General features: G+C 61.6%; 16 protein-coding genes and 1 pseudogene. 11 read left to right on the top strand and 6 right to left on the bottom strand.

Features of this window, described 5'->3' with window-relative positions; all coding sequences use genetic code 11:
• Window positions 1–24: 24 nt before the first annotated feature.
• Window positions 25–123: pseudogene (locus ACMDB8_RS27775) on the top strand (hypothetical protein); the annotation flags it as partial.
• A gap of 208 nt (window positions 124–331) precedes the next feature.
• On the opposite strand, the gene ACMDB8_RS27770 reads toward ACMDB8_RS27775, so the two are convergent.
• The 4 genes from ACMDB8_RS27770 to ACMDB8_RS27755 are packed head-to-tail and all read right to left on the bottom strand — an operon-like array spanning window position 332 to window position 5,141.
• Entirely contained in the window at window positions 332–1,357 is a 1,026-nt protein-coding gene (locus tag ACMDB8_RS27770; protein WP_223542682.1) for a DUF2955 domain-containing protein, read from the bottom strand.
• Window positions 1,347–2,465, bottom strand: a complete 1,119-nt coding sequence (locus ACMDB8_RS27765) for an HlyD family secretion protein (protein ID WP_223542681.1) — start codon at window positions 2,463–2,465, stop codon at window positions 1,347–1,349. Before ACMDB8_RS27765 ends, ACMDB8_RS27770 begins: the two co-directional genes overlap by 11 nt.
• Entirely contained in the window at window positions 2,458–3,969 is a 1,512-nt protein-coding gene (locus ACMDB8_RS27760) for an efflux transporter outer membrane subunit (protein ID WP_056726781.1), read from the bottom strand. Before ACMDB8_RS27760 ends, ACMDB8_RS27765 begins: the two co-directional genes overlap by 8 nt.
• Window positions 3,970–3,983: 14 nt before the next feature.
• A complete protein-coding gene (locus ACMDB8_RS27755) occupies window positions 3,984–5,141 on the bottom strand; it encodes an AI-2E family transporter (protein WP_056726782.1) in 1,158 nt (385 codons plus the stop codon).
• A 563-nt stretch (window positions 5,142–5,704) separates the two neighbouring features.
• On the opposite strand from ACMDB8_RS27755, the gene ACMDB8_RS27750 reads away from it, so the two are divergent.
• The 5 genes from ACMDB8_RS27750 to ACMDB8_RS27730 all read left to right on the top strand — a co-directional run bounded on the left by ACMDB8_RS27750 (window position 5,705) and on the right by ACMDB8_RS27730 (window position 12,855).
• A complete protein-coding gene (locus ACMDB8_RS27750; protein ID WP_056726783.1) occupies window positions 5,705–6,607 on the top strand; it encodes a LysR family transcriptional regulator in 903 nt (300 codons plus the stop codon).
• 120 nt (window positions 6,608–6,727) lie between these two features.
• Window positions 6,728–7,354, top strand: coding sequence for a glutathione S-transferase family protein (locus ACMDB8_RS27745; protein WP_056726784.1), 627 nt, complete (start codon window positions 6,728–6,730; stop codon window positions 7,352–7,354).
• A gap of 63 nt (window positions 7,355–7,417) precedes the next feature.
• A complete protein-coding gene (locus ACMDB8_RS27740) occupies window positions 7,418–9,448 on the top strand; it encodes a pyridoxamine 5'-phosphate oxidase family protein (protein WP_409078209.1) in 2,031 nt (676 codons plus the stop codon).
• 109 nt (window positions 9,449–9,557) lie between these two features.
• Window positions 9,558–10,754, top strand: a complete 1,197-nt coding sequence (locus ACMDB8_RS27735; protein ID WP_409078208.1) for a DUF3142 domain-containing protein — start codon at window positions 9,558–9,560, stop codon at window positions 10,752–10,754.
• Window positions 10,741–12,855, top strand: a complete 2,115-nt coding sequence (locus ACMDB8_RS27730) for a hypothetical protein (protein WP_223542678.1) — start codon at window positions 10,741–10,743, stop codon at window positions 12,853–12,855. The genes ACMDB8_RS27735 and ACMDB8_RS27730 overlap by 14 nt, the downstream gene beginning before the upstream one ends.
• Before the next feature lie 3 nt (window positions 12,856–12,858).
• On the opposite strand, the gene ACMDB8_RS27725 is transcribed toward ACMDB8_RS27730, so the two are convergent.
• The gene (locus ACMDB8_RS27725) at window positions 12,859–13,488 is read right to left on the bottom strand and encodes a LysE family translocator (protein ID WP_056726788.1); all 630 of its coding nucleotides are present in this window, start codon (window positions 13,486–13,488) and stop codon (window positions 12,859–12,861) included.
• Window positions 13,489–13,633: 145 nt separating this feature from the next.
• On the opposite strand from ACMDB8_RS27725, the gene ACMDB8_RS27720 reads away from it, so the two are divergent.
• Window positions 13,634–14,107, top strand: coding sequence for an Lrp/AsnC family transcriptional regulator (locus ACMDB8_RS27720; RefSeq protein WP_008045644.1), 474 nt, complete (start codon window positions 13,634–13,636; stop codon window positions 14,105–14,107).
• A gap of 111 nt (window positions 14,108–14,218) precedes the next feature.
• Here ACMDB8_RS27720 and lpdA read toward each other — a convergent pair whose 3' ends face one another.
• Window positions 14,219–15,619, bottom strand: coding sequence for a dihydrolipoyl dehydrogenase (gene lpdA, locus ACMDB8_RS27715; RefSeq protein WP_409078207.1), 1,401 nt, complete (start codon window positions 15,617–15,619; stop codon window positions 14,219–14,221).
• Between the two features lie 209 nt (window positions 15,620–15,828).
• Between lpdA and hflK (ACMDB8_RS27710) the strand changes: the two genes are divergently transcribed.
• Genes hflK (ACMDB8_RS27710) through ACMDB8_RS27695 form a run of 4 tightly spaced genes read left to right on the top strand, consistent with a single transcriptional unit; the run spans window position 15,829 to window position 21,786 of the window.
• Entirely contained in the window at window positions 15,829–17,787 is a 1,959-nt protein-coding gene (gene hflK, locus ACMDB8_RS27710) for a protease modulator HflK (RefSeq protein ID WP_409078206.1), read from the top strand.
• Entirely contained in the window at window positions 17,784–18,824 is a 1,041-nt protein-coding gene (hflC, locus tag ACMDB8_RS27705; protein ID WP_223542674.1) for a protease modulator HflC, read from the top strand. The genes hflK (ACMDB8_RS27710) and hflC overlap by 4 nt, the downstream gene beginning before the upstream one ends.
• Window positions 18,821–19,879 (top strand): protease modulator HflK, encoded by a 1,059-nt coding sequence (hflK, locus tag ACMDB8_RS27700; RefSeq protein WP_409078205.1) that lies wholly within the window; start codon window positions 18,821–18,823, stop codon window positions 19,877–19,879. Before hflC ends, hflK (ACMDB8_RS27700) begins: the two co-directional genes overlap by 4 nt.
• Entirely contained in the window at window positions 19,876–21,786 is a 1,911-nt protein-coding gene (locus ACMDB8_RS27695; RefSeq protein ID WP_409078204.1) for a cation-translocating P-type ATPase, read from the top strand. The genes hflK (ACMDB8_RS27700) and ACMDB8_RS27695 overlap by 4 nt, the downstream gene beginning before the upstream one ends.
• The last annotated feature ends 150 nt before the right edge of the window (window positions 21,787–21,936 follow it).

The following is a 21,936-nucleotide window of genomic DNA, read 5'->3' as shown; positions in this document are numbered from 1 at the left end:
ATAAGGTTGCTAACCAGCATTACCACCATCCCACTGCAACTGCTGTCGTACTACGTCGCCGTGCTCAAAGGCACCGACGTTGACCAGCCGCGCAACTTGGCGAAGTCGGTCACTGTGGAATAGTTATCCACAGATGAAAAACCCCCTCTTCAGAGTAATGCTGTTCAGTTAAGGAAATTGTAGGAGCGACTTGCTCGCGATGGACTCAAGAGCGCCGCGTTTAGCCAGTAAATACGGGTTATCGTTGGCGACCATCGCGAGCAAGCTCGCTCCTACAGAGGACCACATTCGCTTAACTGAACAGCATTACCCTCTTCAGGGGGGGCTGTTTCTAGGCGATCGTAATTCGACGTTGCCGCCGCGTGTCCAGCAGATAGACCATCACACAGGCATACAAGGTCACCAGGATGAACAGGCCCATACGAATGGCGAAGGCTGTGTAGACATCTTTGCCCGCGGCACTGTCCTGCACCGATTGGCCGAGCAGAATGATCAGGGTCGCCAGGCTGTTGAGCCAGAAGCTCGGTGGTTGTCGGGTCAGGGACAGGCCATAGAGCTTTCTGGCCGCCAGCAATCCGAACAGCAGCATCCACAGAAAGAACATCCACAGGTTGACGAACAGGCTCAGCGCGCACCAGAAAAGGATCGCCATCAGGCCACCGAGCAGGGTCGAGCCGAGCAATTCCTGGCCGGCGGTGCGAGCGCTGGTCGCGCAGCTTTGTTGGCCGAGGCTGACGGCTTTCATGATGATCGGGAGGTAGCTGGCCGGGTCGATCATGGCCAGCAGGAAAGTCGGCAGCACCACCAGCGTGGCCCGTAGCGCCAGCCAACCGCTTTCGGTTGGCGTAAGGCTCGGGCCGGGTTTGGCCGCGGGGGCACTGGCGGGGTCGGGAAACAGCCAATGGCTGATGGTCAGCGTGGTGACGGCCAGGAACAGGCCCTTGACCAAGGCCACGATCACTTCAAGCGCCAAGGCGAATTCAGCGGTTCCGGCCGAACTGATCAAGGTCAGGCCCACCACCAGGAAGGTTGCCACCAGCGGGTTGCCGCCGCGCAGGCCATAACCGAAGGCCATGAACAGGCACAGTCCGACCAGCAGCACGCCACTGAACGGGTAGTAACGCAGCAGGGGAATGAGCAGCAGGCCGGTCCCGGTGGTCAGCATAAGGATCAGGATCAGGCCCAGGCTGGCCTTGAATGGCAACGGTCGGTTCATCGCTGCCAGCATCATCAGCGCCAGCATCGGCGAGAGGAACGGGATGGGCAGGGCCAGACCAAAGCTCGTCGCCAGGCACAGCGCCGTACCGAAGCTCAGGCGCAGGGCGCGCTGAACCCGGGCCGGACGCTCAATACGCATAGGACATCCAGCTCATCACGCGCAGGAACAGGCGACCCAGGATATTCAGCGGGTTACTTTCACTCGGGAATGCCATGACTTCGGCCTGTCCGCCGGACCGGATACCTTGCGGGCCGGTCAACTCACCGGGCTCGAACTCGATGATGACCGGAAAGCGCTGGGCAGGGCGTAGCCAATCGCGACTGTTCTCTACTGTCGGCAGGCTGCCCGGCTGGGTGGTCTGGCCGATATCGACGCCATAGCCGACGCTGCGCACATGGCCTTTGAAAATTCTGCCCGGGTGGGCGTCGAGGATGATGGACACCGGCGTCCCGGGCTGCACGCTTCCCAGATTGTTTTCGGTCATGTCGGCGCTGATCCACACATCGTGGATAGCGATCAGGGTCATCACCGGAGCACCGGCGGCGGCGAACTGGCCGACATCGGTGCGCAGGTCGGTGATCAGGCCGGCGGAGCGCGCATGGACCTTGGTATTGCCCAAGTCCAGCTCGGCTTTTTCAAGGTTGCTGGCGGCGCTGAGCAACTGGGCGTTTTCGTCTTCGTTACCGCCCTGTTGTTCCCGTGCACGTTGCACTTCGGCCTTGGCAGCGGCGACCTGGCTGATGGACTCTGACAGGGTGGCGCGGGATATCTCCAGGCGGCGCAGGGAGATGGTGCCCGGGTCTTCGCTGTACAGGCGTTCAAGCCGCTGGATGTCCTGGCGTGCCTTGAGCTCGTTGGCCTGGGATGCACGCAGGGACGCTTGCTTGGAGTCGACGCCGGCGGTGTTGGCGCCTACCTGGCGACGGGTCGATTCAAGGTCGGCGCGGGCGCGATCGACGGCGATCTGGTACTGCTCCGGATTGACTTCAAACAGCAATTCGCCGGCCTTGACGTCCTGGTTGTTGCGTACATGCACCTTGGTCACCCGACCGGATACCTCGGCGGCCACCGGTACAATGAAGGCCTGCACCCGTGCCTGTTGCGTGTAGGGGGTGTAGCGGTCGGCCATCAGGTACCAGACCAGGCTCAGGATGATCAGCAGCACCACCCAGTTGATCGCTTTTTTCGCAGGGTCGGCGGCGGGTGCCGGGGCTTTCTCGGCGGCCGGTTGTTGGCTGTCAGTCATGGGCACTTTCCTTCGGTTCGTCGAGCAGATCGCCCCAATCGGTCCGTTCTTGCATTTGTTTGCGGGTGGCCGGGTCGACTATCGGCTGGTCGCTGTACCAGCCTCCGCCCAAGGCCTTGTACAGGGCGATCAGGCTGTTGACCGCGGTGCCACGGTTGACCAGATAGGTATCCTGTTGGGCAAACAGGGCTCGCTGGGCATCCAGCACGCGCTGGAAATCCGAATAGCCTTCGCGGTATTGGGCGTTGGCCAGGGTCACCGAACGTTGGGCGGCCACCGATGCGTCACTGAGAATTTGGTCGCGCTCCAGTGCCTTGATCAAGCCGGTCGCGGCATCGTCGGCCTCACGTGCCGCCTGGCGCACGCTGTCCTGGTAGATAACGATCAATTGCTGCAAGCGCGCGTCCTGCACGCGAACGTTGTTGGTGATCCGGCCGTGGTCGAAGATGTCCCAGCGCAGGCTGGGGCCGGCCACCATGTCGAGGGTGTTGGACGCACCATTGAGCGAGCTGGCGGACCAGACGATGCTGCCCAGCAGGCTGATGGAGGGGTACAGGTCGGTCTCGGCCACACCGATCAATGCCGACTGCGCTGCTACTTGCAGCTCGGCAGCGCGTACATCGGGGCGTCGCACCAGGAGGTTGGCCGGCACATCTTGCAAGACCGCGGTATCGAGCAGCGGCACTAAGCCGGTGTTGCGATTGAGGTCAGGGATCGAGCCGGGCGGCTGGCCGATCAGGGTGGACAACGCATTGCGCAGGCTCGCCACCTGGCTCTCGAAGTCCGGGATGGTGCTCAGGGTGCCCAGGTACTGGGTCTTGGCTTGTTGCAGATCGAGTTCGGCTTCGGCCCCGCTGTTGAACAGGCGCTCGGTGATCTCGTAGCTGCGTTTTTGCAGTTTGGCGTTGCTGCGGGCGATGGCCAGGCGCGCCTCGGCGGTGCGCAAGGCGTAGTAGTTTTGTGCCAGCTGCGCGTGCAACAGCACCAGGGCATTTTCGTAGTTGGCCTGGGCGGCAAACCAGGACGCATCGGCCGACTCGATGGCACGGCTGAAACGCCCCCAGAAATCCAGCTCCCAGCCGATATCGAAGCCGACGCTGTGTTGCCAGAAATTCGTGTCCTGGGGGTTGGCGCCGCCCGACTGTCGACGGTTCAGGTACAGGCTGTCGGCGCTGGCCTGCTGCAATTGCGGGTAGCGTCCACTCAGGGCGATACCCAATTGCGCCCGGGACTCCATGACCCGCAGGCCAGCGACGTGCAGGTCGGGGTTGTGGGCATCGGCTTCGGCCATCAAATGGTCCAGCACCGGGTCGTTGAACACGCGCCACCATTGACGGCTGTCAGGTTGCGCGTGTTGTTGGCCGGCGATCTCCAGGGCCGGGCTGTTCCAGTGGTCGACCCAGGGCTGGGCCGGCGACTGGAAATCCGGGCCCAGTTGTACGCAGCCCCCCAGGACGACGGTGCCACAGAGCAGAAGCCGGCTGATGCGAGCAGGGCGTGGCATCAAGCGCAAACTCCTCAGACAGGACGCTGATCGTTCGTTGCCTCTATCGTCGGTGTCTCGTTCAACGCCTCGATCTCGGGTGTCTCGTTCAGGACCTCGACAGTCGGTTGGTCCTGGACCCATTGCCAGAACAGTTGGTAGCCCACCGCCAGCGCAACCGGCCCGATGAACAAACCGATGAAGCCGCCGCTCACCATGCCGCCCAAGGCGCCAATCAGAATCACCGGCATCGGGACATCGACGCCACGACCCAGCATCAATGGCTTGAGGACGTTGTCGGCCATCCCGGCGATCAGGCTGTAGATGCCAAACACGACGGTGGCCAGGCTGGTCCCTTCGGTGGCGAAGACATAAGCGATCACCGGGATGGTCACCAGCAGCACCGGCAATTGCATGATTCCCATCAACAGCGCCACCATGGCCAGCAGCCCGGCACCGGGGACACCCATGAGCACGAAGCCCACGCCAACCAGCAACATCTGGATAAACGCGATGCCCACTACGCCCTGGGCGACCGCGCGGATGGTCGCAGTGCAAAGTACGGTAATGCGTGGCCCACGTTCTGGTCCGGAAAGGCGCGAGGTGATCGCCAGGGCGCTTCTTTCGCCATTTTCGCCGTAGGCCATGAACACGCCGGCAATGATCAGGGCACCGATGAACAATAGAAAGCCCACGCCAACGTCGGCCATTTTGCCCAACAAGGTCAGGCCGACGGACTTGATATAGGGCAGTACCTTCATCACCACGCTACTCATGTCAGTGGCGGCCTGCATCCAGTAGCCATAGAGCGGCTCGCCAATGAGTGGCAAGGAGGCGATTTTTTCGCTGGGAAGCGGAATCTGCAACGTATCGGACTTGAGGATCGCCAGGGTGGCCTGGACCGACTCACTGATCGAGGTGCCCAGCAAGTAGATCGGCACCATCAGCAAAGCCAGGGCTACCACCACGATCAGGGTGGCGGCACGACCGTCCTTGTTGACCAGCTTGCGCTTGATGAGCCCATGCAGTGGATACAGGGTGATGGCCAGAATCATTGCCCAGAGCATCAGGTTGAGAAAGGGGTGGAAGATCTGGAAGCAAAACAGTACCAGCACCGTAATCAGCCCGGCGCGAATCAGTACGTCGAGCAAACCACCGGACAGTGCTCTAGCGGAAATGTTAGTGCGCAACATTGTCGAACTCCTTGCGGTGTCACACAGGTTAGCCAGGCCGTTGAAGTTCAACTCTTCCCTACTAAGGGAATCCAAAAAAGCAGGATCGACGGACAGCCGTCCAAGCGTTAAAAAACCCATAACGCCTTACTTTAAGTAGAGAAAACATCAACGAGGTACCTACCAAAAACCCAATAGGTAACGGGGTGGTTTGTAGTATAGGAGCAGTCGTATATTCCGCCCGTTTATACAGGCTGGAATTCTGCTGTAGTTGATGGAGTCCGCTGCGAGCCCCTGCCTGAAGCGGTCTGGAAGCTGAACCAATGGCTCTTTTTCTCTACCGGGCATTAACCGTTGCAGCGGGCTGCTCAGGATAATTGCCAACAGTCGCACCCCTCGCAAGAAAATAATCCTCATTAATTATCAATAATCAAGGTTTGTGACACGCTTGGTTTTTACGGTGCCGGCGCTAGAGTGCAGTAGCCCATTGCTCTACCTGATGGTCGCGGGCCCAACTATGTAGTTGAACGATTAAAATTCCGGTCTTCGGTTGCGATTTATCTATCTGAAATGAGGACAGTCCCATGGACCGCTTCCAGGAAATGCAGGTCTTCGCTGCTGTCGCCAAGGAGCAGGGTTTTTCGGCGGCGGCGCGGGGTTTGGGCCTGTCGGCGGCCAGTGTCACCCGAGCGGTAGCGGCGCTGGAGAAGCGGATTGGCACACAACTGCTCACGCGTACCACGCGCAGTGTGTATTTGAGCGAGGCCGGCCAGCGATACCTGGAGGACTGTCGGAGAATTCTCGCCGAGGTACAGGAAGCCGAGGACTCGGCAGCAGGCAGCCATATCCATCCCCGTGGGCAACTGACCATCACCGCACCGGTCTTGTTTGGCGAGCTGTTTGTCACGCCGTTGATGGTGAATTATCTGACGCAATTCCCCGAGGTCTGCATCAACGCGCTGCTGGTGGACCGGGTGGTGAGCGTGGTCGAGGAGGGCGTCGACGTGGCCATTCGTATCGGCGAGCTACCCGACAGCAACCAGCATGCGATTCGGGTCGGCGAGGTGCGTCGGGTGATCTGCGCCTCACCACAATTTCTGGCCAGCCATGGTCGGCCCAGGCATCCCCGGGAGCTGGCCCAGGCGCCGATTATCGCGACCTCGGCAATTGGCCAACTCAGGAGTTGGCCATTCATTGAAGACGGCGAAACCTTGAGTGTCCGGGCTGAACCACGGCTGGTGGTGACGGCGAATCAGGCGGCCATCACGGCAGCCTGCCTGGGGTTGGGATTCACCCGGGTACTGTCTTATCAAGTGGCGAGCAAGGTGGCTGCCGGCGAGCTGGAAATCATCCTGGCCGAATTCGAACTGCCACCATTGCCCATCCATGTGGTCTATCAGGGCGGGCGTAAAGCGCCGGCCCGGGTGCGCAGTTTTGTCGATTTCGCGGTGAAGACCCTGCGCGAGCATCCGGCGCTCAAGCGTTGAATTATTTCACCCGCTGAAATAATGGATTGCGTTGGCTGGTGATTCTGTTGGTTTAGATGTGAGTAGAAGATATGACCCATCTCACTCCTGAACAGCAGCACTCACCCCGAGGTGTCGACCATGCAAGCGATCAAACTCTACAACTTCCCACGTTCCGGCCACGCTCATCGTGTCGAGTTGATGCTGTCCCTGCTGAAATTGCCGACGGAATTGATCTTCGTTGACCTCGCCAAGGGCGAACACAAGCAACCGGCGTTTCTGGCGCTCAATGCATTCGGTCAGGTGCCGGTGATTGATGACCAAGGCGTGGTGTTGGCCGATTCCAACGCAATTCTGGTTTACCTGGCGCAAAAGTACGGCAACGGTCGCTGGCTGCCGGCTGATCCCGTAGGGGCCGCCAAGGTACAGCGCTGGTTATCGGCGGCTGCCGGTCCGATTGCCTTCGGCCCTGCCCGGGCAAGATTGATCACTGTGTTTGGCGCGCCTTACAACGCAGCAGAAGTGATTGCCTACGCCCATACCGTGCTCAAAGTGATCGATCACGAGCTGGCCAGTACGCCGTACCTGGCCGGCACTGAACCGACGATTGCCGACGTCGCCGTCTACAGCTACGTCGCCCACGCGCCTGAGGGCAATGTGTCGCTGGACGAGTACGCCAACATTCGCGCCTGGCTGGCCCGCATCGAAGCCTTGCCGGGGTTTGTCGGCATGCCACGCACCGTCGCCGGCCTGCAAAAAACCGCCTGATGCTGGTGGCCCGGTGTTGCCGGGCCGCCCCGTTCTGCGCCACAGGCGCAAGGGAGCAGCCGTATGGACCGTTCACCCTGGCATGCCGGCGAGAAACAATTGCAGGCGCATGTGGGCGTTGCCGATCGAATGGAGGCGTTCGGTCGTAAGGTAATTCGTAGCGAGATGCCGGACCAGCACCGAACCTTCTATCAGCAATTGCCGTTCATGCTGTACGCAGCGGTGGATGCTGAGGGTCATCCCTGGGCCAGCATCCTGGAAGGTCAGCCCGGTTTTGCGCACTCGCCGGAACCTGGCTTGCTGCAGTTTCGCAGCCTGCCGGCCTTTGATGATCCCGCGCAGTTGAGCGACGGCTCGGCCATCGGCCTGTTGGGCATCGAGTTGCACACTCGCCGCCGTAATCGCATCAATGGGCATGTCCGCGCCATGTCCAAGGACGGTTTCGCGGTGACGGTGGATCAGTCCTTCGGCAATTGCCCGCAGTACATTCAGCTGCGCCAGTTTCGCTCGGTGCCGCTGGCCGATCCCTCGACGCGTGTCGCCCAGCACTTCAGCGAACTGGATGATGCGGCCAAAGCCATGATCGCCGAGGCGGACACCTTCTTCGTTGCCAGTTATGTGGACGTCGACGGTGAACGCTCGGTGGATGTTTCTCACCGCGGCGGTCAGGCCGGTTTCGTACAGGTGGAAGGCAATCGCCTGACCATCCCGGACTTCGCCGGCAACCTGCATTTCAACACCTTGGGCAACCTGCTGCTCAATCCCCGGGCCGGGTTGTTGTTCATCGATTTCAATACCGGTGATTTGCTGCAGCTCAGCGGGCGCACAGAAATCATCCTGGACGGCCCTCAGGTCGAGGCGTTCCAGGGCGCCGAGCGCCTGTGGACAATCGATGTCGAGCAGGTGGTACGTCGCCCCGCCACCCTGGCGTTGCGCTGGCGTTTCGACGGTGTTTCACCCACCAGTTTGCTCACTGGCACCTGGGAGCAGGCCAAGGCGCGTTTGCAGGCCAAGGCCCTGGGCGATCAATGGCGGCCGTTGCGGGTGGCGCGGATTGAAGCGCAAAGCCACAGCATTCGCTCGATTTACCTGGAGTCCGCCGATGGGGCCGGGTTGCCACTGTTCCAGGCCGGGCAGCATTTGCCCCTGCGCTTCAACATTGACGGCGATGTGCAAATCCGCACGTACAGTTTATCGAGCGCGCCGTCCGATGATTTTTTCCGCATCAGCGTGAAGCGTGACGGGCGGGTGTCTACGCATTTGCATGAGCAGATTCGTGTTGGTGACCTGTTGGAAGCACGGGCGCCACAAGGTCATTTCACCGTGGCGCCCCATGAGCGTCGGCCTTTGGTGTTGCTGGCGGCCGGGGTCGGCATCACGCCGCTGTTGTCGATGTTGCGGGAGGTGGTTTACCAAGGATTGCGTACCCGTCGTATACGGCCGACCTGGTTAATCCAGAGTTCGCGCACGCTGGCCGACCAGCCGTTTCGCCGGGAGCTGGATCGCTTGCTCGAGGATGCCGGAGACGCGGTGCGGGTGGTGCGCTTGCTTAGCCAACCGGAAGCCGAAGCGATGCAAGGAGAGGATTTCGACCTCGGTGGACGGATCGACGTCGCGCTGCTCAAGGATCTGCTGACAGTCGAGGACTACGATCAGCCGGATTTTGTCGTCTGTGGTCCCGGGAGTTTTACCCAGGCGCTGTACGACGGCTTGCGCGAGTTGGACATTCGCGATTCGCGGATTCACGCCGAAACCTTCGGCCCGTCCACCTTGCGGCGGCGACCGGACCCCGATGCGGTGGTCATCGAGCAACCGCCCGCCGCCACCACATCCGTGCCCGTGATGTTCCAGCGTTCGGCCAAGGAGGCGCGTTGGCAGCCAGACGGCGGCAGCTTGCTGGAGCTGGCGGAAAGCCGTGGCCTGCGTCCGGAGTTCAGCTGTCGCGGCGGCTCCTGCGGCACCTGCAAGACGCGCCTGATCAGCGGCCAGGTGCATTACCCACTGCCGCCAGCGGAGGTGCCGGATGACGGACAGGTGCTGATTTGCTGTGCGATTCCGGCGCAGGGGGCGCAGCCGTTGGTACTCGATATCTGAAGATCATTGCAGGCGAACATTGCCCGCCGGTCGATGGCTGGGTAGGGTAGTGAGCAGAACTAAAAAGGGCCGCAGAGGCCCTTTCTGCATTTCAGGAACAGGCGTTTCAATGGTTTTTTTCACTCGCTCGATGGTCTTGCTGATGGCGCTGGTGCTCACCACCGGTTGCGAAAGACAGGATGCACCGCCGCTGGATCAACAGCTTTACGTCTGGCAGCGGCAGTGGACACCTGCCCACGACGCCGCCCTTCGGGACAGCCGCGCCGATTTTTCGACCCTGCGGGTGCTGGCCTTGCAGGCTTTCCCCAACGCCGGCTGGAGTCAGGCCCGGATTGATCCGGCACTGCTCAAGCGTGATGGTCGGCCGGTGATTGCGGTGATTCGCCTGGATGGGCAGCTCAAGGCGCTGGATCAGGATGAGATCACCGCGCAAATCCGGCAGGTGATCAGCGATTGGCAGGGGCAGGAGGTGAACCTCGCCGGCGTGGAAATCGACCACGATGCCGGTAACGCTCGGCTGCCGGCCTACCGCCAGTTTCTCGCGCAGTTGCGCGCAGCGCTGCCGACGTCGCTGCCCCTGAGCATCACCGCGTTGCCGTCCTGGCTCGACAGTCGCGAACTGCCGGCGTTGTTATCCACAGTCGACAGCAGCGTGTTGCAGGTGCACGCGGTGAGCGATCCGCGTCGTGGTTTGTTTGATGTCGATCAGGCCCGGCAATGGGCGAAGGCCTGGAGCCGAATCACGACAAAACCTTTCTATCTGGCGCTGCCAGCCTATGGCGTGGCGTTGCTGCCGTCGGCGGGTGGCGCGCCCGTTGTGGAAAGCGAAGTCACGGTGGAGCGCGGAGGCCTGCGCCGGGAGTTGCTCGCCGACCCGCAGTCGTTGCGCACCCTCGGTACCGCACTGCGGGCCGATCCACCGAAACATCTGGCGGGCCTGATCTGGTTTCGCCTGCCATTGGCCAACGACCGTCGGGCCTGGAGCCTGACCACCTTGCGCGCCGTGGCGCGTGGAGATGTGCTCGACAGTCAGTTGGCGCTGAAACTCTCGGCCGACAATGGCCTCTATGACATCGGCATCAGCAACCAGGGCAACCTCGACCGCGCCTGGCCCGAACGCCTGACACTGGCGGTCAGCGGTTGTGAGGGAGCCGATGCCTTGGCCGGTTACGCGTTGCAACAGCGTCCGGATCTGCTTACCTTCACCCGCCTGCGCGATGGCCGAATACCGGCCGGCGGACAGCGTGCCATTGGTTGGGCTCGCTGCGCACACATTGATCAAGGAGGTTCGAATGTTCACCCGTAACTGGCCGCGTCATTTGCTTTGCCTGAGCCTAAGCCTGCCGCTGGGTTCGGCGCTGGCCTGCGGCCCGGACTTCCCCATGCGCCTGCTGGATAACCGTGGCCAGTCGTTGGCGGAACTGCCGGAAGGCAACTTCAGCTTCGAAATCAGCCGCCTCGGCCACGCCATCAACGGATTGAAGAGCGTCACCGCCAACGTCGACTACTCGGATGAACCTGATGCTGTAGCGCTGCGGGATCAAGCCGAGCAGGCGGGACTTTCCGCTGAGCAACAGGTGTTGGTGAAACACCTGCGCAGCCTGACGGATGCCCATCAGGTTGAAACCGAAGGGGCGCAACTGCCGCCTGAGCTCAGATTGTATCTGGCCGGCGCTGTGGCTTTTGGCGCGGGTGATCCCGCCTTGGCCGCCGGGTATTTCAAGAAAGTGCTGGCCTTGCCCGCCGAGCAACGGGCTTCGCGCAGCACCTGGGCGGCTTACTCGTTGGGTCGCGCGTTGTTCGCCATGAGCGCCGAAGCCAATGCGGCTCCGGGTCTGCTCGAACAATCCGCCAAGGCCTTCGAGCAAACCCGGCAACTGAGCATCGACGGTTTCAGCGACCCACTGGAACTGGGTGTCGCCAGCCTCGGTGAAGAAGCCCGGGTGGTACGCACCGCCGGCGACTGGAACCGCGCCATCGAGCTCTACGCCACGCAGAATCTGCACGGATCCGCAGTAGGTTACACCTCACTGAAACTGTTGATGGCGGACCTGATGACGCTGCCGGAGGATCAAGTAGCCGAGTTGCTCAAGGGCCAACCCGTGCAGCAATTGGTGACCGCGTCGCTGATCAGCCGGTTGGGTTGGTCGTTCGGCGATCAACCGCCCAACGAACAGAAAATGATCAAGCTGCTGCAAAACAGCACTCGTGGCAGTCTCGAAAACGCCGACCGCCTGGCAGCGATGAATTATCAACAGGGTGATTACGCCAGCGCCAAGGCTTTCCTCGAACATGCCGGCGATGGCGGATTGGCCTGGTGGTTGCGGGCCAAGCTGGCGGTGCGCGAGGGTGATAAGAGTGCGGCCGCCGCAGCCTATGCCAAAGCAGCCCAGGCCTTCCCGCAGAATGAATCCTGGGGCGAGCGCCGCACACCGGACTACGATTACGAAACGCTTCAGCCCAAATGCCGGGTCGAGGGTGAAAGTGCGATCCTGGCGCTGCAACGCGGGGATTACCTGCAGGCCTTCGATCAGCTGTATCGCAGCCAAAGCATTTACTGGTTCGACGCTGCCACCGTTGCCGAGCGCGTGTTGACCCTCGAAGAACTCAAGCACTACGTCGACACGCAGGTGCCAGCACCGCCGCCGCTCAGCCAGCAGGACCGCGACAATTATGTGCCCTTGCCGGTGGCGGCGAGCCTGCGCAATCTGCTGGGGCGACGTTTGTTGCGCGAGGGGCATTACGAGGAGGCGCCGGCGTACTTCGATAACGTCGACTTGCAGAACAAGGCCAAGTCATACGCAATATTACGCAAAGAGGCGGATTCTGCCTGGTGGCCCACGACTCGCGCTGCTGCGCTGTTTAACTCGGCCGGGGTCGCGCGCACGTGGGGAATGGAAATCCTCGGTTATGAAATGGCCCCGGATTACGCCACATTCGGCGGCAACTACAGTCTGGAAAGTACCGAACTCAAGGTCGGGCCGTTAGTAACCGTGGGCGAAGTGAAGCGCCAGCAGGCCAGCGTTGCTCAGCCCGATGAGCGTTATCACTATCGTTTTGTGGCCACGGCATTGGCCAGCCGTGCGGCCGACAATTTGCCTCACACCAGCCAGGCCTTTGCGGCAGTGCTGTGCGCGGCTGCAGGCTGGAACAGCAGTCTTGAAGAAGAAAACGCTTTCTACCAGCGCTATGTCAAAGAGGGGCCGTACGTGGATTGGGCGTTCAATTTCGGTCATCAATGCCCGTATCCCGACTTCCAGAACGCCGACAAGCGCTACGTGACCCAGGTTACCGATGCCGTGCGTTCAGCGCTGCGGCCGTACAAGAAGCCGTTGCAGTATGGCGGCGTGATTGTGGTCACGGCGGCGGCATTACTCCTGATCAATCGCCGCCGCAAGGCGCAGTGAGGTTCAAGCCTGTTGCACAAAGGTCAACCGTACGGCGAAACCGATCAACAGGCTACCGAACAACCATTGTTGCAGGCGCTGGGCTGAGGGGCTGCGTTGCAGCCAACGGCCGAGTGCCGCGCCGACCAGGGCGTATGCGCTGTCGAACAGCAAACCGACGCCGACCAGCACCACGCCCAAGGTCGCAAATTGCCCGAGCACCGGCCCGGCCTGTGGGTTGATGAATTGCGGCAGCAGCACCGAGCAGAACAAAAGTGCCTTGGGGTTGAGCAGGTTGGTCAGCAGTCCGCGTCGGATGGCCGTGCCCCAACGTGGTTTTTCGCCGGTGGTGTCGGCGCTGGTGAGGCTCGGCAGCATCGTGGTTCGCAGGCACTGAATGCCGATCCACAGCAGATACGCGGCGCCGGCCAGGCGCACCAGGTCGAAGGTCCATGGCGCGGCCTTGAACAGTGCCGCCAGCCCCAGCGCCGCCAATGCCACATGGCAACCCCGGGCGATGCCCAGTCCCACGGCCGTAGATAGCGCGGCGCCTTTGCCCTGACGGGCACCGGTCTGCAACAGCAGGATCATGTCGGGCCCCGGCAACAGATAGACCACTGCCAGCGCCATGAAAAACAGCCAGAGACCTTGCATGTTGCACCCCGTTCGTTGTCGATTTGGTCGTGCCAGTCTAGGGCTGGAGGGCGGGGCAGGTGCTTGCGTTGTCAGCTTCTATCCGCTCGTGTATTGGCATAATCTGCCACTTAATCAAGCTTGAATCATCAGGATCTGCCAAACCATGAAACTGGACGCTTACGACCGCAAGATTCTCGCCGCGCTGCAACGGGACGGCCGCCTGAGCAATGTGCAACTGGCAGACGAGATCGGCCTGTCGGCATCGCCTTGCTTGCGCCGGGTGCGAATGCTTGAAGAGGCGGGGGTGATTCGCGGCTACCAGGCCAATCTGGATCGCGATGAAGTGGGGTTGGGGCTGACGGTGTTTGTCGGGGTCAAGGTCGAGCGTCACAACGATGAACAAGCCGAAGCCTTTCGCCTGGCGGTGACGGCATTGCCCGAGGTGATTTCGGCGTTTCTGGTGTCGGGGGAGTCGGATTTTCTGCTGCAGGTGGTGGTGCCGGACTTGCGTGCCTATGACCGCTTTCTCACCGGGCGTTTGCTGAAGCTGCCGGGGGTGAGCGACATTCGCAGCAACTTTGCGATTCATACGGTGAAGGCCCCGGGGTCGTTGCCGCTGGAGCATTTGCCGCTTTAGACCGAGTCGCCTGCCTTCGCGAGCAAGCCCGCTCCCACAGGTACAGCGCAAACCTTGTGGGAGCGAGCCTGCTCGCGAAGGCGGTGGCCCCGTCACCGCCAGTCCTTTGGATTACATCTGCGTCGCCATCCCTTCCACATCCATCGCCGCCTGACGCAAGGCCTCGGAGCGGGTCGGGTGTGGGTGGCAGGTCAGCGCGATGTCTTCGGCCGAGGCGTTGAACTCCATGGCCACGCAATATTCGCCAATCATTTCACTGACGCTCGGGCCAACCAGATGCACGCCCAGGACTTCGTCCGTGTGCTCATCGGCCAGCACTTTGGCGAAGCCTTCGGTTTCATGGTTGATCTTCGCCCGGCTGTTGGCGGTGAAGGGAAACTTGCCGACCTTGTACGCCCGGCCTTCAGCCTTGAGCTGCTCTTCGGTCTTGCCGACACTGGCCAGTTCCGGTTTGGTGTAGACCACACTGGGGATCAGGTTGTAATTGACCTCGCCCGCCTTGCCGACAATCTGCTCGACGCAGGCCATGGCTTCGTCCTCGGCCTTGTGGGCGAGCATGGGACCCGAGGTCACGTCGCCAATCACCCAGACCCCGGCGGCATCTGTGCGATGCCCTTTGTTGGCGAGCATGCCGCGCTTGTCCGTGGCGAGGCCGACGTTCTCCAGGCCCAGGCCCTGTGTATAAGGTCGGCGCCCGATGGCTACCAATACGTAATCCGCTTCCAGCAACTCGGCGGCACCGCCAGCGGCAGGCTCGATGCTGAGCTGAACGCCATTGGCGGAACTGGTGGCGCTGGTCACTTTTGAACTCAATTTGAAACTCAAGCCTTGCTTGCTCAGGGAGCGCTGCAGGGTTTTGCCGGCTTCGATGTCCACGCCGGGGCAGATCCGGTCGAGAAACTCGACCACCGTCACCTGCGCCCCAAGGCGGCGCCAGACCGAACCCAGTTCCAGGCCGATCACACCGGCGCCGATCACCACCAGGTGCTTGGGCACCTCGGTCAGTGCCAGGGCGCCTGTGGAATCGAGGATGCGTTTGTTATCGATGTCTACACCGGGCAGGGGCGTGGGCTCCGAACCGGTAGCGATGATGATGTCCTTGGCGCTCAGTACTGTCTTGCCGCCGGCGCTATCGGTCACCGTGACTTTGCCCGGCCCATCGATGTGGCCCCAGCCTCTGATCCAGTCGACCTGGTTCTTGCGAAAAAGAAATTCGATGCCCTTGGTCAGCCCGGTAACGCTTTCATTTTTTTGTTTCATCATCTGGGCGAGGTTGAGGCTGGGTTTGACGTCGATCCCCAGGTTGGCGAATTCCGCACCCATGGCCGCGTCGTACAGTTCGGAGGCATGCAGCAACGCCTTGGATGGCATGCAACCAACGTTCAGGCAGGTGCCGCCGAGTGTGGCGCGTCCTTCCACGCAGGCGGCCTTCAGACCCAGTTGTCCGGCGCGGATCGCCGCGTTGTAACCGCCGGGGCCACCGCCAAGTATCACGACGTCATAAGTGCTCATGGATGTACTCCTGGATCGAAAGGGGATGGGTAAAAGTAGTTCCTTGATAAAATTACTATCGTAATATGTGCGTTCGGCTGCATTTCGGTCAAGGCTTCAGCCAAGCGACAGGTTGGGCATCTTTAGATAGCGCGCTTGAATACGGAAATTTCACCATTTCCGTTATATCGTAACGAATGGCCCTGTAAGCGAAGACACTCTGGAGTGGTATGCAAGTCGATCTCGATGTTGATCAAGCGCCGTTAGCCGGGTTGCCGCGCTTTCAGCAGGCGTTCATTCAAGGGCGGCGTTTGCGCCAGTTCGCCATCGGTGCGGGCGTACTCGCGTCGGTGGGTGTGTTGCTGGCGCTGTTTGCCGGGCTGTTTTCGTCGCAAACACTGTGGCCGGCGTTGCTGCTGAACCTGAGCGCGGCGTCTGTGGTGCTGATGGCCGGTTTGCAATCGGCCTGGTGGGTAACCCAGTGGCGTGCGCTGGCGATGAATCCCGAAGTGCCGGTGGTCGTTGTCGACGAGTCTGTCGCGCCTTCGGGGTGGTATGAGCGTTTGCTGGACCGGATCAGCCAGCAATCGCAGCACCTGCTGGGGCAAATCGGCGCGCCGACGCTGTGGCTTGGCGGCTGGGCATTGTTGGCGCTATTGGGCGTGGAACAGGCCTGGAACCTCGCGTTGCCTCCGGCAGCGCTGGGCCTGTCGGCCACTGTCGGGGCAGCGTGCTCCTTACTGTTGGCATTCGGCCTGTTGGTGATGGAGCGCCATCTGGCTCAGGAAAACACCGCGCAATGGCCTGAAGCCGCTGCGTTGGCGCAATTGACTCGTGTGGCGATTATCAGCCTGGTGCTCGGTGCTTTTTGTCTGTTGTTTGCCGATGAAACCTCGGTATGGCCTATACGCCTGGCGGTGTTGATCGGACTGCTGCCGGGGCTGGTGGCGGCAGAACTGTTGCTGCGCGCGGTGTTGTCACTGTTCAGCCCGCGCCGGGACCTCCTTGAGCCGGAGCTGTTGGCGCGCAGTTTTGTCGCCGACATGCTGCGCTGGCCACCACAGCCATTGCTGGCGTTGCAGCACGAATTGCATAACCGCTTCGGCATCGACCTGCGACAGATCTGGGCCTTCACTTACATGCGTCGGGCTTTCCTGCCGGTGTTGGCGGTGGTGTCGCTGGTTGGCTGGTCGCTGACCGGCATTCACGAGATTGCCCTGCAAGGGCGTGGCATCTACGAGCGATTCGGCAAGCCAGTGGAGGTGTTTGGCCCAGGTTTGCACATGGGTCTACCTTGGCCATTGGGCCGGGTGTTGAACGTCGAGAATGGCGTGGTTCACGAGTTGGCTACCAGTGTTGGAGAAACCACGGCCCCTGCTCAGGCAGACCCTGCGGAAGGCCCGGCCCCGACAATCGCCAATCGCCTCTGGGACGCCAGCCATGTGAACGATAAATCCCAGGTGATCGCCAGCAGCCGAGCCGACAAGCAGAGCTTTCAGATCGTCAACATGGACGTGAGATTCGTCTATCGCATCGGGCTGAGCGATCAGGCGGCATTGGCCGCAACCTATAACAGTGCCGATGTGCCGATGTTGATTCGCAGCACCGCCAGCCGAATCCTGGTTCACGACTTCGCCTCGCGCACACTCGACGGTTTGCTTGGCGAGGACAGGGTAGGGCTGGCCGAAGAAATTGGCCGCGCCGTCCAGGCTGACTTGCAAAAACTCGACAGCGGCGTGGAAATTCTCGCCACGGTGGTCGAGGCGATTCATCCTCCGGCCGGTGCAGCCAATGCCTATCACGGCGTGCAAGCGGCGCAGATTGGCGCGCAAGCCTTGATCGCCCGAGAACACGGCGCCGCTGCCGAGGCCATCAATCAGGCTCAGTTGCAGGCCAGTATTGCCCACGATCAGGCGACGGCCAGCGCCCGAGAAAACAATGCTGGTGCCGAGGCCGCGAACCTGAAATTCAACGCTGAGCAAAAGGCCTATGCCAGCGCTGGCCAGGCCTTCTTGCTGGAGCAGTATTTCAGTCAGTTGTCCCAGGGTTTGGCCAACGCCAAGTTGCTGGTGCTCGATCATCGTCTAGGCGGCAGCAGCAACGCGCCGACCATCGACCTCCGTACTTTCACGCTACCGGTTGACCCTGCGCCGTCGCGTAAAACCGCTCAGCCAGGAGCTGCCAATTGAGCCAGTCCCATACGCACGATCACGATGACCACGCCGGACACGATCACGGTCATGGCGGGCATCACCACCACGGCCATCACCATCACCACGGCGATCCTCAGGAGGCTGGTCCATTCCCATGGCGTCGGATGGGGTGGGCGGCATTGCTGGTGGCGTTTGCGGTCGCCGCTGCAAGCGTGGTTCAGGTGCGTTCGGGGGAAGCCACAGTGATCACGCGCTTCGGCAATCCATCGCGAGTCTTGCTGGAGCCCGGCCTGGGTTGGCGCTGGCCGGCACCGTTCGAGGCGGCAATCCCGGTGGATCTACGGCTGCGCACCACGTCCAGCGGTTTGCAGGATGTCGGCACCCGGGACGGTTTGCGCATCATTGTTCAGGCCTACGTGGCTTGGCAGGTGCAGGGCGATCCGGACAATGTGCAACGTTTCATGCGCGCGGTGCAGAACCAGCCTGATGAAGCCGCGCGGCAGATTCGTACCTTTGTCGGCTCCGCACTGGAAACCACTGCCAGCAGTTTTGATTTGGCGAGCCTGGTCAATACCGATGCCAGCCAAGTGCGTATCGCCGATTTCGAAACACAACTGCGCAAGCAAATCGATCAGCAGCTGCTCACCACGTATGGCGTGCGCGTGTTGCAGGTCGGCATCGAACGATTGACGCTGCCTTCGGTGACGCTCACTGCGACGGTCGACCGGATGCGCGCCGAGCGTGAAACCATCGCCACTGAGCGCACGGCCATCGGCAAGCGCGAGGCCGCGCAAATTCGTTCCGCCGCCGAGCGCGATGCGCGAATTGTGCAGGCTGATGCCACCGTGAAAGCGGCAGATATCGAAGCGCAATCGCGGGTGGAAGCGGCGCAGATTTACGGTCGCGCCTACGCGGGGTCGCCGCAGCTCTACAACCTGCTGCGCTCGCTCGACACTTTGGGCACGGTGGTGACGCCTGGGACCAAGCTGATTTTGCGCACCGATGCCGCACCGTTCCGGGTGTTGGTTGACGGTCCGCCAAGCCTCGACAACAAATCCGGATCGCAGCCATGAGTTTGGTTCCACGTGGAACAAATGAGTTGAGCAGCCCTTGGATTCAGGCTGGGCGCTTGGCGTTTCTGGCCTTGTATGCGGTAACGGTGTTGGCGGCATTGGCGTGGGCGTTTTCCAATGTGCGGCAGATCGACCCGCAGAATCGCGCAGTGGTTTTGCATTTCGGCGCGCTGGATCGCATTCAGAATGCCGGGCTGTTGTTGGCCTGGCCGCAACCGTTCGAGCAGGTGATTTTGTTGCCAGCGGCGGATCGGGTGATCGAGCGTCGGGTGGAAGGTTTGTTGCGCAGTGGTGCCGCGATGCAGGCAGATCGCGTGGCCAGTTTTGCCACACCCATCAGCGATGCCCTTGCAGGCTCCGGCTATCTGCTAACGGGTGATGCCGGTGTCGTGCAACTCGATGTGCGGGTTTTCTACAAAGTCACCGAACCCTACGCCTTTGTGCTTCAAGGCGAACATGTGTTGCCCGCATTGGATCGCTTGGTCACCCGTAGCGCTGTGGCACTCAGCGCCGCACGGGATCTGGACACTATCCTGGTCGCTCGCCCGGAATTGATCGGCGCTGACAGTCAGGCGGCGGAGCGACGCGAGCGCTTACGAGGCGATCTGGTACAGGGCATCAATCAACGGCTGGCCGAACTCACCGCGACGGGGCAGGGACTGGGGATCGAAGTGGCGCGGGTCGATGTGCAATCGAGTCTGCCAAGCCCGGCGGTCAATGCCTTCAATGCGGTACTCACAGCGAGTCAGCAGGCCGACAAAGCCGTGGCTAATGCGCGTACCGAAGCCGAAAAGCTGACGCAAACTGCCAACGAGCAAGCCGACAGAACACTGCAAGTCGCCCATGCCCAGGCCAGTGAACGACTGGCCAAAGCATCCACCGACACGGCCACGGTGTTGAGCCTGGCCAAGGCGCAACAACAGGGCACTGACCCGCAAATACTGCTGCGCATCTATCGCGAGCGGATGCCGAAAATTCTTGGCCAGGCCGGTTCGGTCACGACGGTCGATCCCAAAGACGATTCCCGCCTGATCATTCAGGGAGCTGCACAATGACTGCTCAAATCGCCGCTGCACCGAGCCTGTTGTCTTCGGCCGAACAGCGCCGCGCCGCGCGCCAGTTGACCCTGGCCATGCTTGCATTGGGCCTGCTCGCGCTGGGCTTGATCTGGCGCTGGCTGGCGCCGGAACAGACCGGCGTCAGCCAACTGCTGCTGGGGTTTGCCTCGTTGTTGGTCGCCGTGCCGGTCATGCGCTCGGCCTGGTACAGCCTGCGCTATCCAAGCTTGCATGGCATCACCGATCAATTGATCGCCCTGGCCATGCTGGGTGCCTGGGCCACCGGGGATCTGCTGACGGCGGCTCTGTTGCCGATCATCATGATCTTCGGTCACGTGCTGGAGGAGCGCAGCGTGATCGGTTCCCAGGAGGCGATTCACGCCCTCGGCAAACTGACCCGCAGTCACGCGCGCAAAGTTCAGGCGGACGGCTCCGTCATCGAAGTCGACAACGGCACGCTCAAGGCCGGCGACCTGATTGAGGTCCGCACGGGGGACCGGGTGCCGGCGGATGGTCGGGTATTGTCCGGTCAGGCCAGTCTGGACACCGCCTCCATTACTGGCGAATCGGTACCGATGGAGGCGGGCGTCGGCATGTCGGTGTTCGGTGGCGCGATCAACCTCGACGGTTTGCTGCGGATTGAGGTGACCCGCACCGGCCAGGAGTCGACCCTCGGCAAAGTCATCGCCCTGATGCAAAACGCCGAGCGCTCGAAACCGCCGATCACTCGTCTGCTGGAGCGTTACGCCGGCAGCTATATGGTGCTGGTGTTGCTGCTGGCGGCGGTGACCTGGTTTATCACCAACAACGCTCAAGCGATGCTCGCCGTGTTGGTGGCGGCCTGTCCTTGTGCGCTGGTGTTATCGGCACCGGCGACGGCGATTGCCGGGGTGGCGGTAGCGGCACGCCACGGGATTCTGATCCGCAGTTCTGCGTTCCTCGAAGAGTTGGCGGACCTGACTTCGCTGGTGGTCGACAAGACCGGGACGCTGACCTTCGGCACCTTGCGCCTGCAATCCATCGACAGCCCGCTGGAGGATCGCAGCCATGTCCTCACGCTCGCTGCCAGCCTCGGTTCGGCCAGCAGTCACCCGGTCAGTCGTGCGCTCGCGGGGTTGGTGACCCAGGAGCATTTCCTGCTGCTTTCCGACATTCATGAGCGCCAGGGCCTGGGCGTGGTGGCGATGACCGGGCAGGGCAAAGCGGCGCTCGGTCGGCCGGAGTTGTTTGCGCAACTGGGCATCAGCACAACGGCGGTTCCCGATCATGACGGTCCGATTGCCGGGTTGGCGCTCAATGGTGAATTCCTCGCCTGGCTGTTGTTGGCCGACAGCGTCAAACCCGAGGCGCAGTTTGCCTTGGGTGAGTTGCGTGAATTGGGCTTGGGTCGCCAGTTGTTGCTCACCGGTGACCGCCACAGCGTCGCGCAAACGCTCGCTCGGGATGTCGGGATCAGTGACGTCGAAGCGCAAGCCCTGCCCGAAGACAAACTCAACCGCGTGCTGAAAGAAATCGACAGCGGTTTCCGGCCGATGGTGGTCGGAGATGGCATCAACGACTCCCTGGCCCTCAAGGCTGGCGTGGTGGGTGTGGCCATGGGCGCGGGCGGTGCGGACATCGCCCTGGCATCGGCGGACATCGTGCTGATCGGCAGTGACCTGCGCCGCCTCGGCACCTGCGTGCGCCTGAGTCGTCAGTGCCGCCAGACATTACAGGTGAATGTGGTCATCGGTCTGGGCTGGACCCTGGCTATCGTGGCCTTCGCCGCGTTTGGCTGGCTCGGCGCTGCCGGGGCGATGATTGCGGCGCTGCTGCATAACCTCAGCACCTTGCTGGTGTTGGGTAACGCCGGTCGTTTGCTGCGGTTTCAGGAGCCGTTGCTCAAGCTCAAGGACGAAGCCTGAATGCGAATGCTCTAAACCGGGTGATCACGGTGCTTAATCTTTTTTAGAACTGTGCGCCCGGTTCGTAGTCATTGGAAATGAGGGCACATCTTTTTGTGCGTTCGCGGCGGCAGGTGTGGGCTTCGCGAATCATTGAAAACGGCTGTTAAT

Source organism: Pseudomonas monachiensis, assembly GCF_047345015.1.
Taxonomy (GTDB): domain Bacteria; phylum Pseudomonadota; class Gammaproteobacteria; order Pseudomonadales; family Pseudomonadaceae; genus Aquipseudomonas; species Aquipseudomonas monachiensis.
Note: the sequence above shows the minus strand (reverse complement) of the source record. Positions and strands in the feature narration are given on the sequence as shown.

Coding starts and splice junctions, on each gene's coding strand:
- ACMDB8_RS27770 (WP_223542682.1), bottom strand. CDS start 1,357: ATGCGTATTGAGCGTCCGGCCCGGGTTCAGCGCGCCCTGCGCCTGAGC.
- ACMDB8_RS27765 (WP_223542681.1), bottom strand. CDS start 2,465: ATGACTGACAGCCAACAACCGGCCGCCGAGAAAGCCCCGGCACCCGCC.
- ACMDB8_RS27760 (WP_056726781.1), bottom strand. CDS start 3,969: ATGCCACGCCCTGCTCGCATCAGCCGGCTTCTGCTCTGTGGCACCGTC.
- ACMDB8_RS27755 (WP_056726782.1), bottom strand. CDS start 5,141: ATGTTGCGCACTAACATTTCCGCTAGAGCACTGTCCGGTGGTTTGCTC.
- ACMDB8_RS27750 (WP_056726783.1), top strand. CDS start 5,705: ATGGACCGCTTCCAGGAAATGCAGGTCTTCGCTGCTGTCGCCAAGGAG.
- ACMDB8_RS27745 (WP_056726784.1), top strand. CDS start 6,728: ATGCAAGCGATCAAACTCTACAACTTCCCACGTTCCGGCCACGCTCAT.
- ACMDB8_RS27740 (WP_409078209.1), top strand. CDS start 7,418: ATGGACCGTTCACCCTGGCATGCCGGCGAGAAACAATTGCAGGCGCAT.
- ACMDB8_RS27735 (WP_409078208.1), top strand. CDS start 9,558: ATGGTTTTTTTCACTCGCTCGATGGTCTTGCTGATGGCGCTGGTGCTC.
- ACMDB8_RS27730 (WP_223542678.1), top strand. CDS start 10,741: ATGTTCACCCGTAACTGGCCGCGTCATTTGCTTTGCCTGAGCCTAAGC.
- ACMDB8_RS27725 (WP_056726788.1), bottom strand. CDS start 13,488: ATGCAAGGTCTCTGGCTGTTTTTCATGGCGCTGGCAGTGGTCTATCTG.
- ACMDB8_RS27720 (WP_008045644.1), top strand. CDS start 13,634: ATGAAACTGGACGCTTACGACCGCAAGATTCTCGCCGCGCTGCAACGG.
- lpdA (WP_409078207.1), bottom strand. CDS start 15,619: ATGAGCACTTATGACGTCGTGATACTTGGCGGTGGCCCCGGCGGTTAC.
- hflK (WP_409078206.1), top strand. CDS start 15,829: ATGCAAGTCGATCTCGATGTTGATCAAGCGCCGTTAGCCGGGTTGCCG.
- hflK (WP_409078205.1), top strand. CDS start 18,821: ATGAGTTTGGTTCCACGTGGAACAAATGAGTTGAGCAGCCCTTGGATT.
- ACMDB8_RS27695 (WP_409078204.1), top strand. CDS start 19,876: ATGACTGCTCAAATCGCCGCTGCACCGAGCCTGTTGTCTTCGGCCGAA.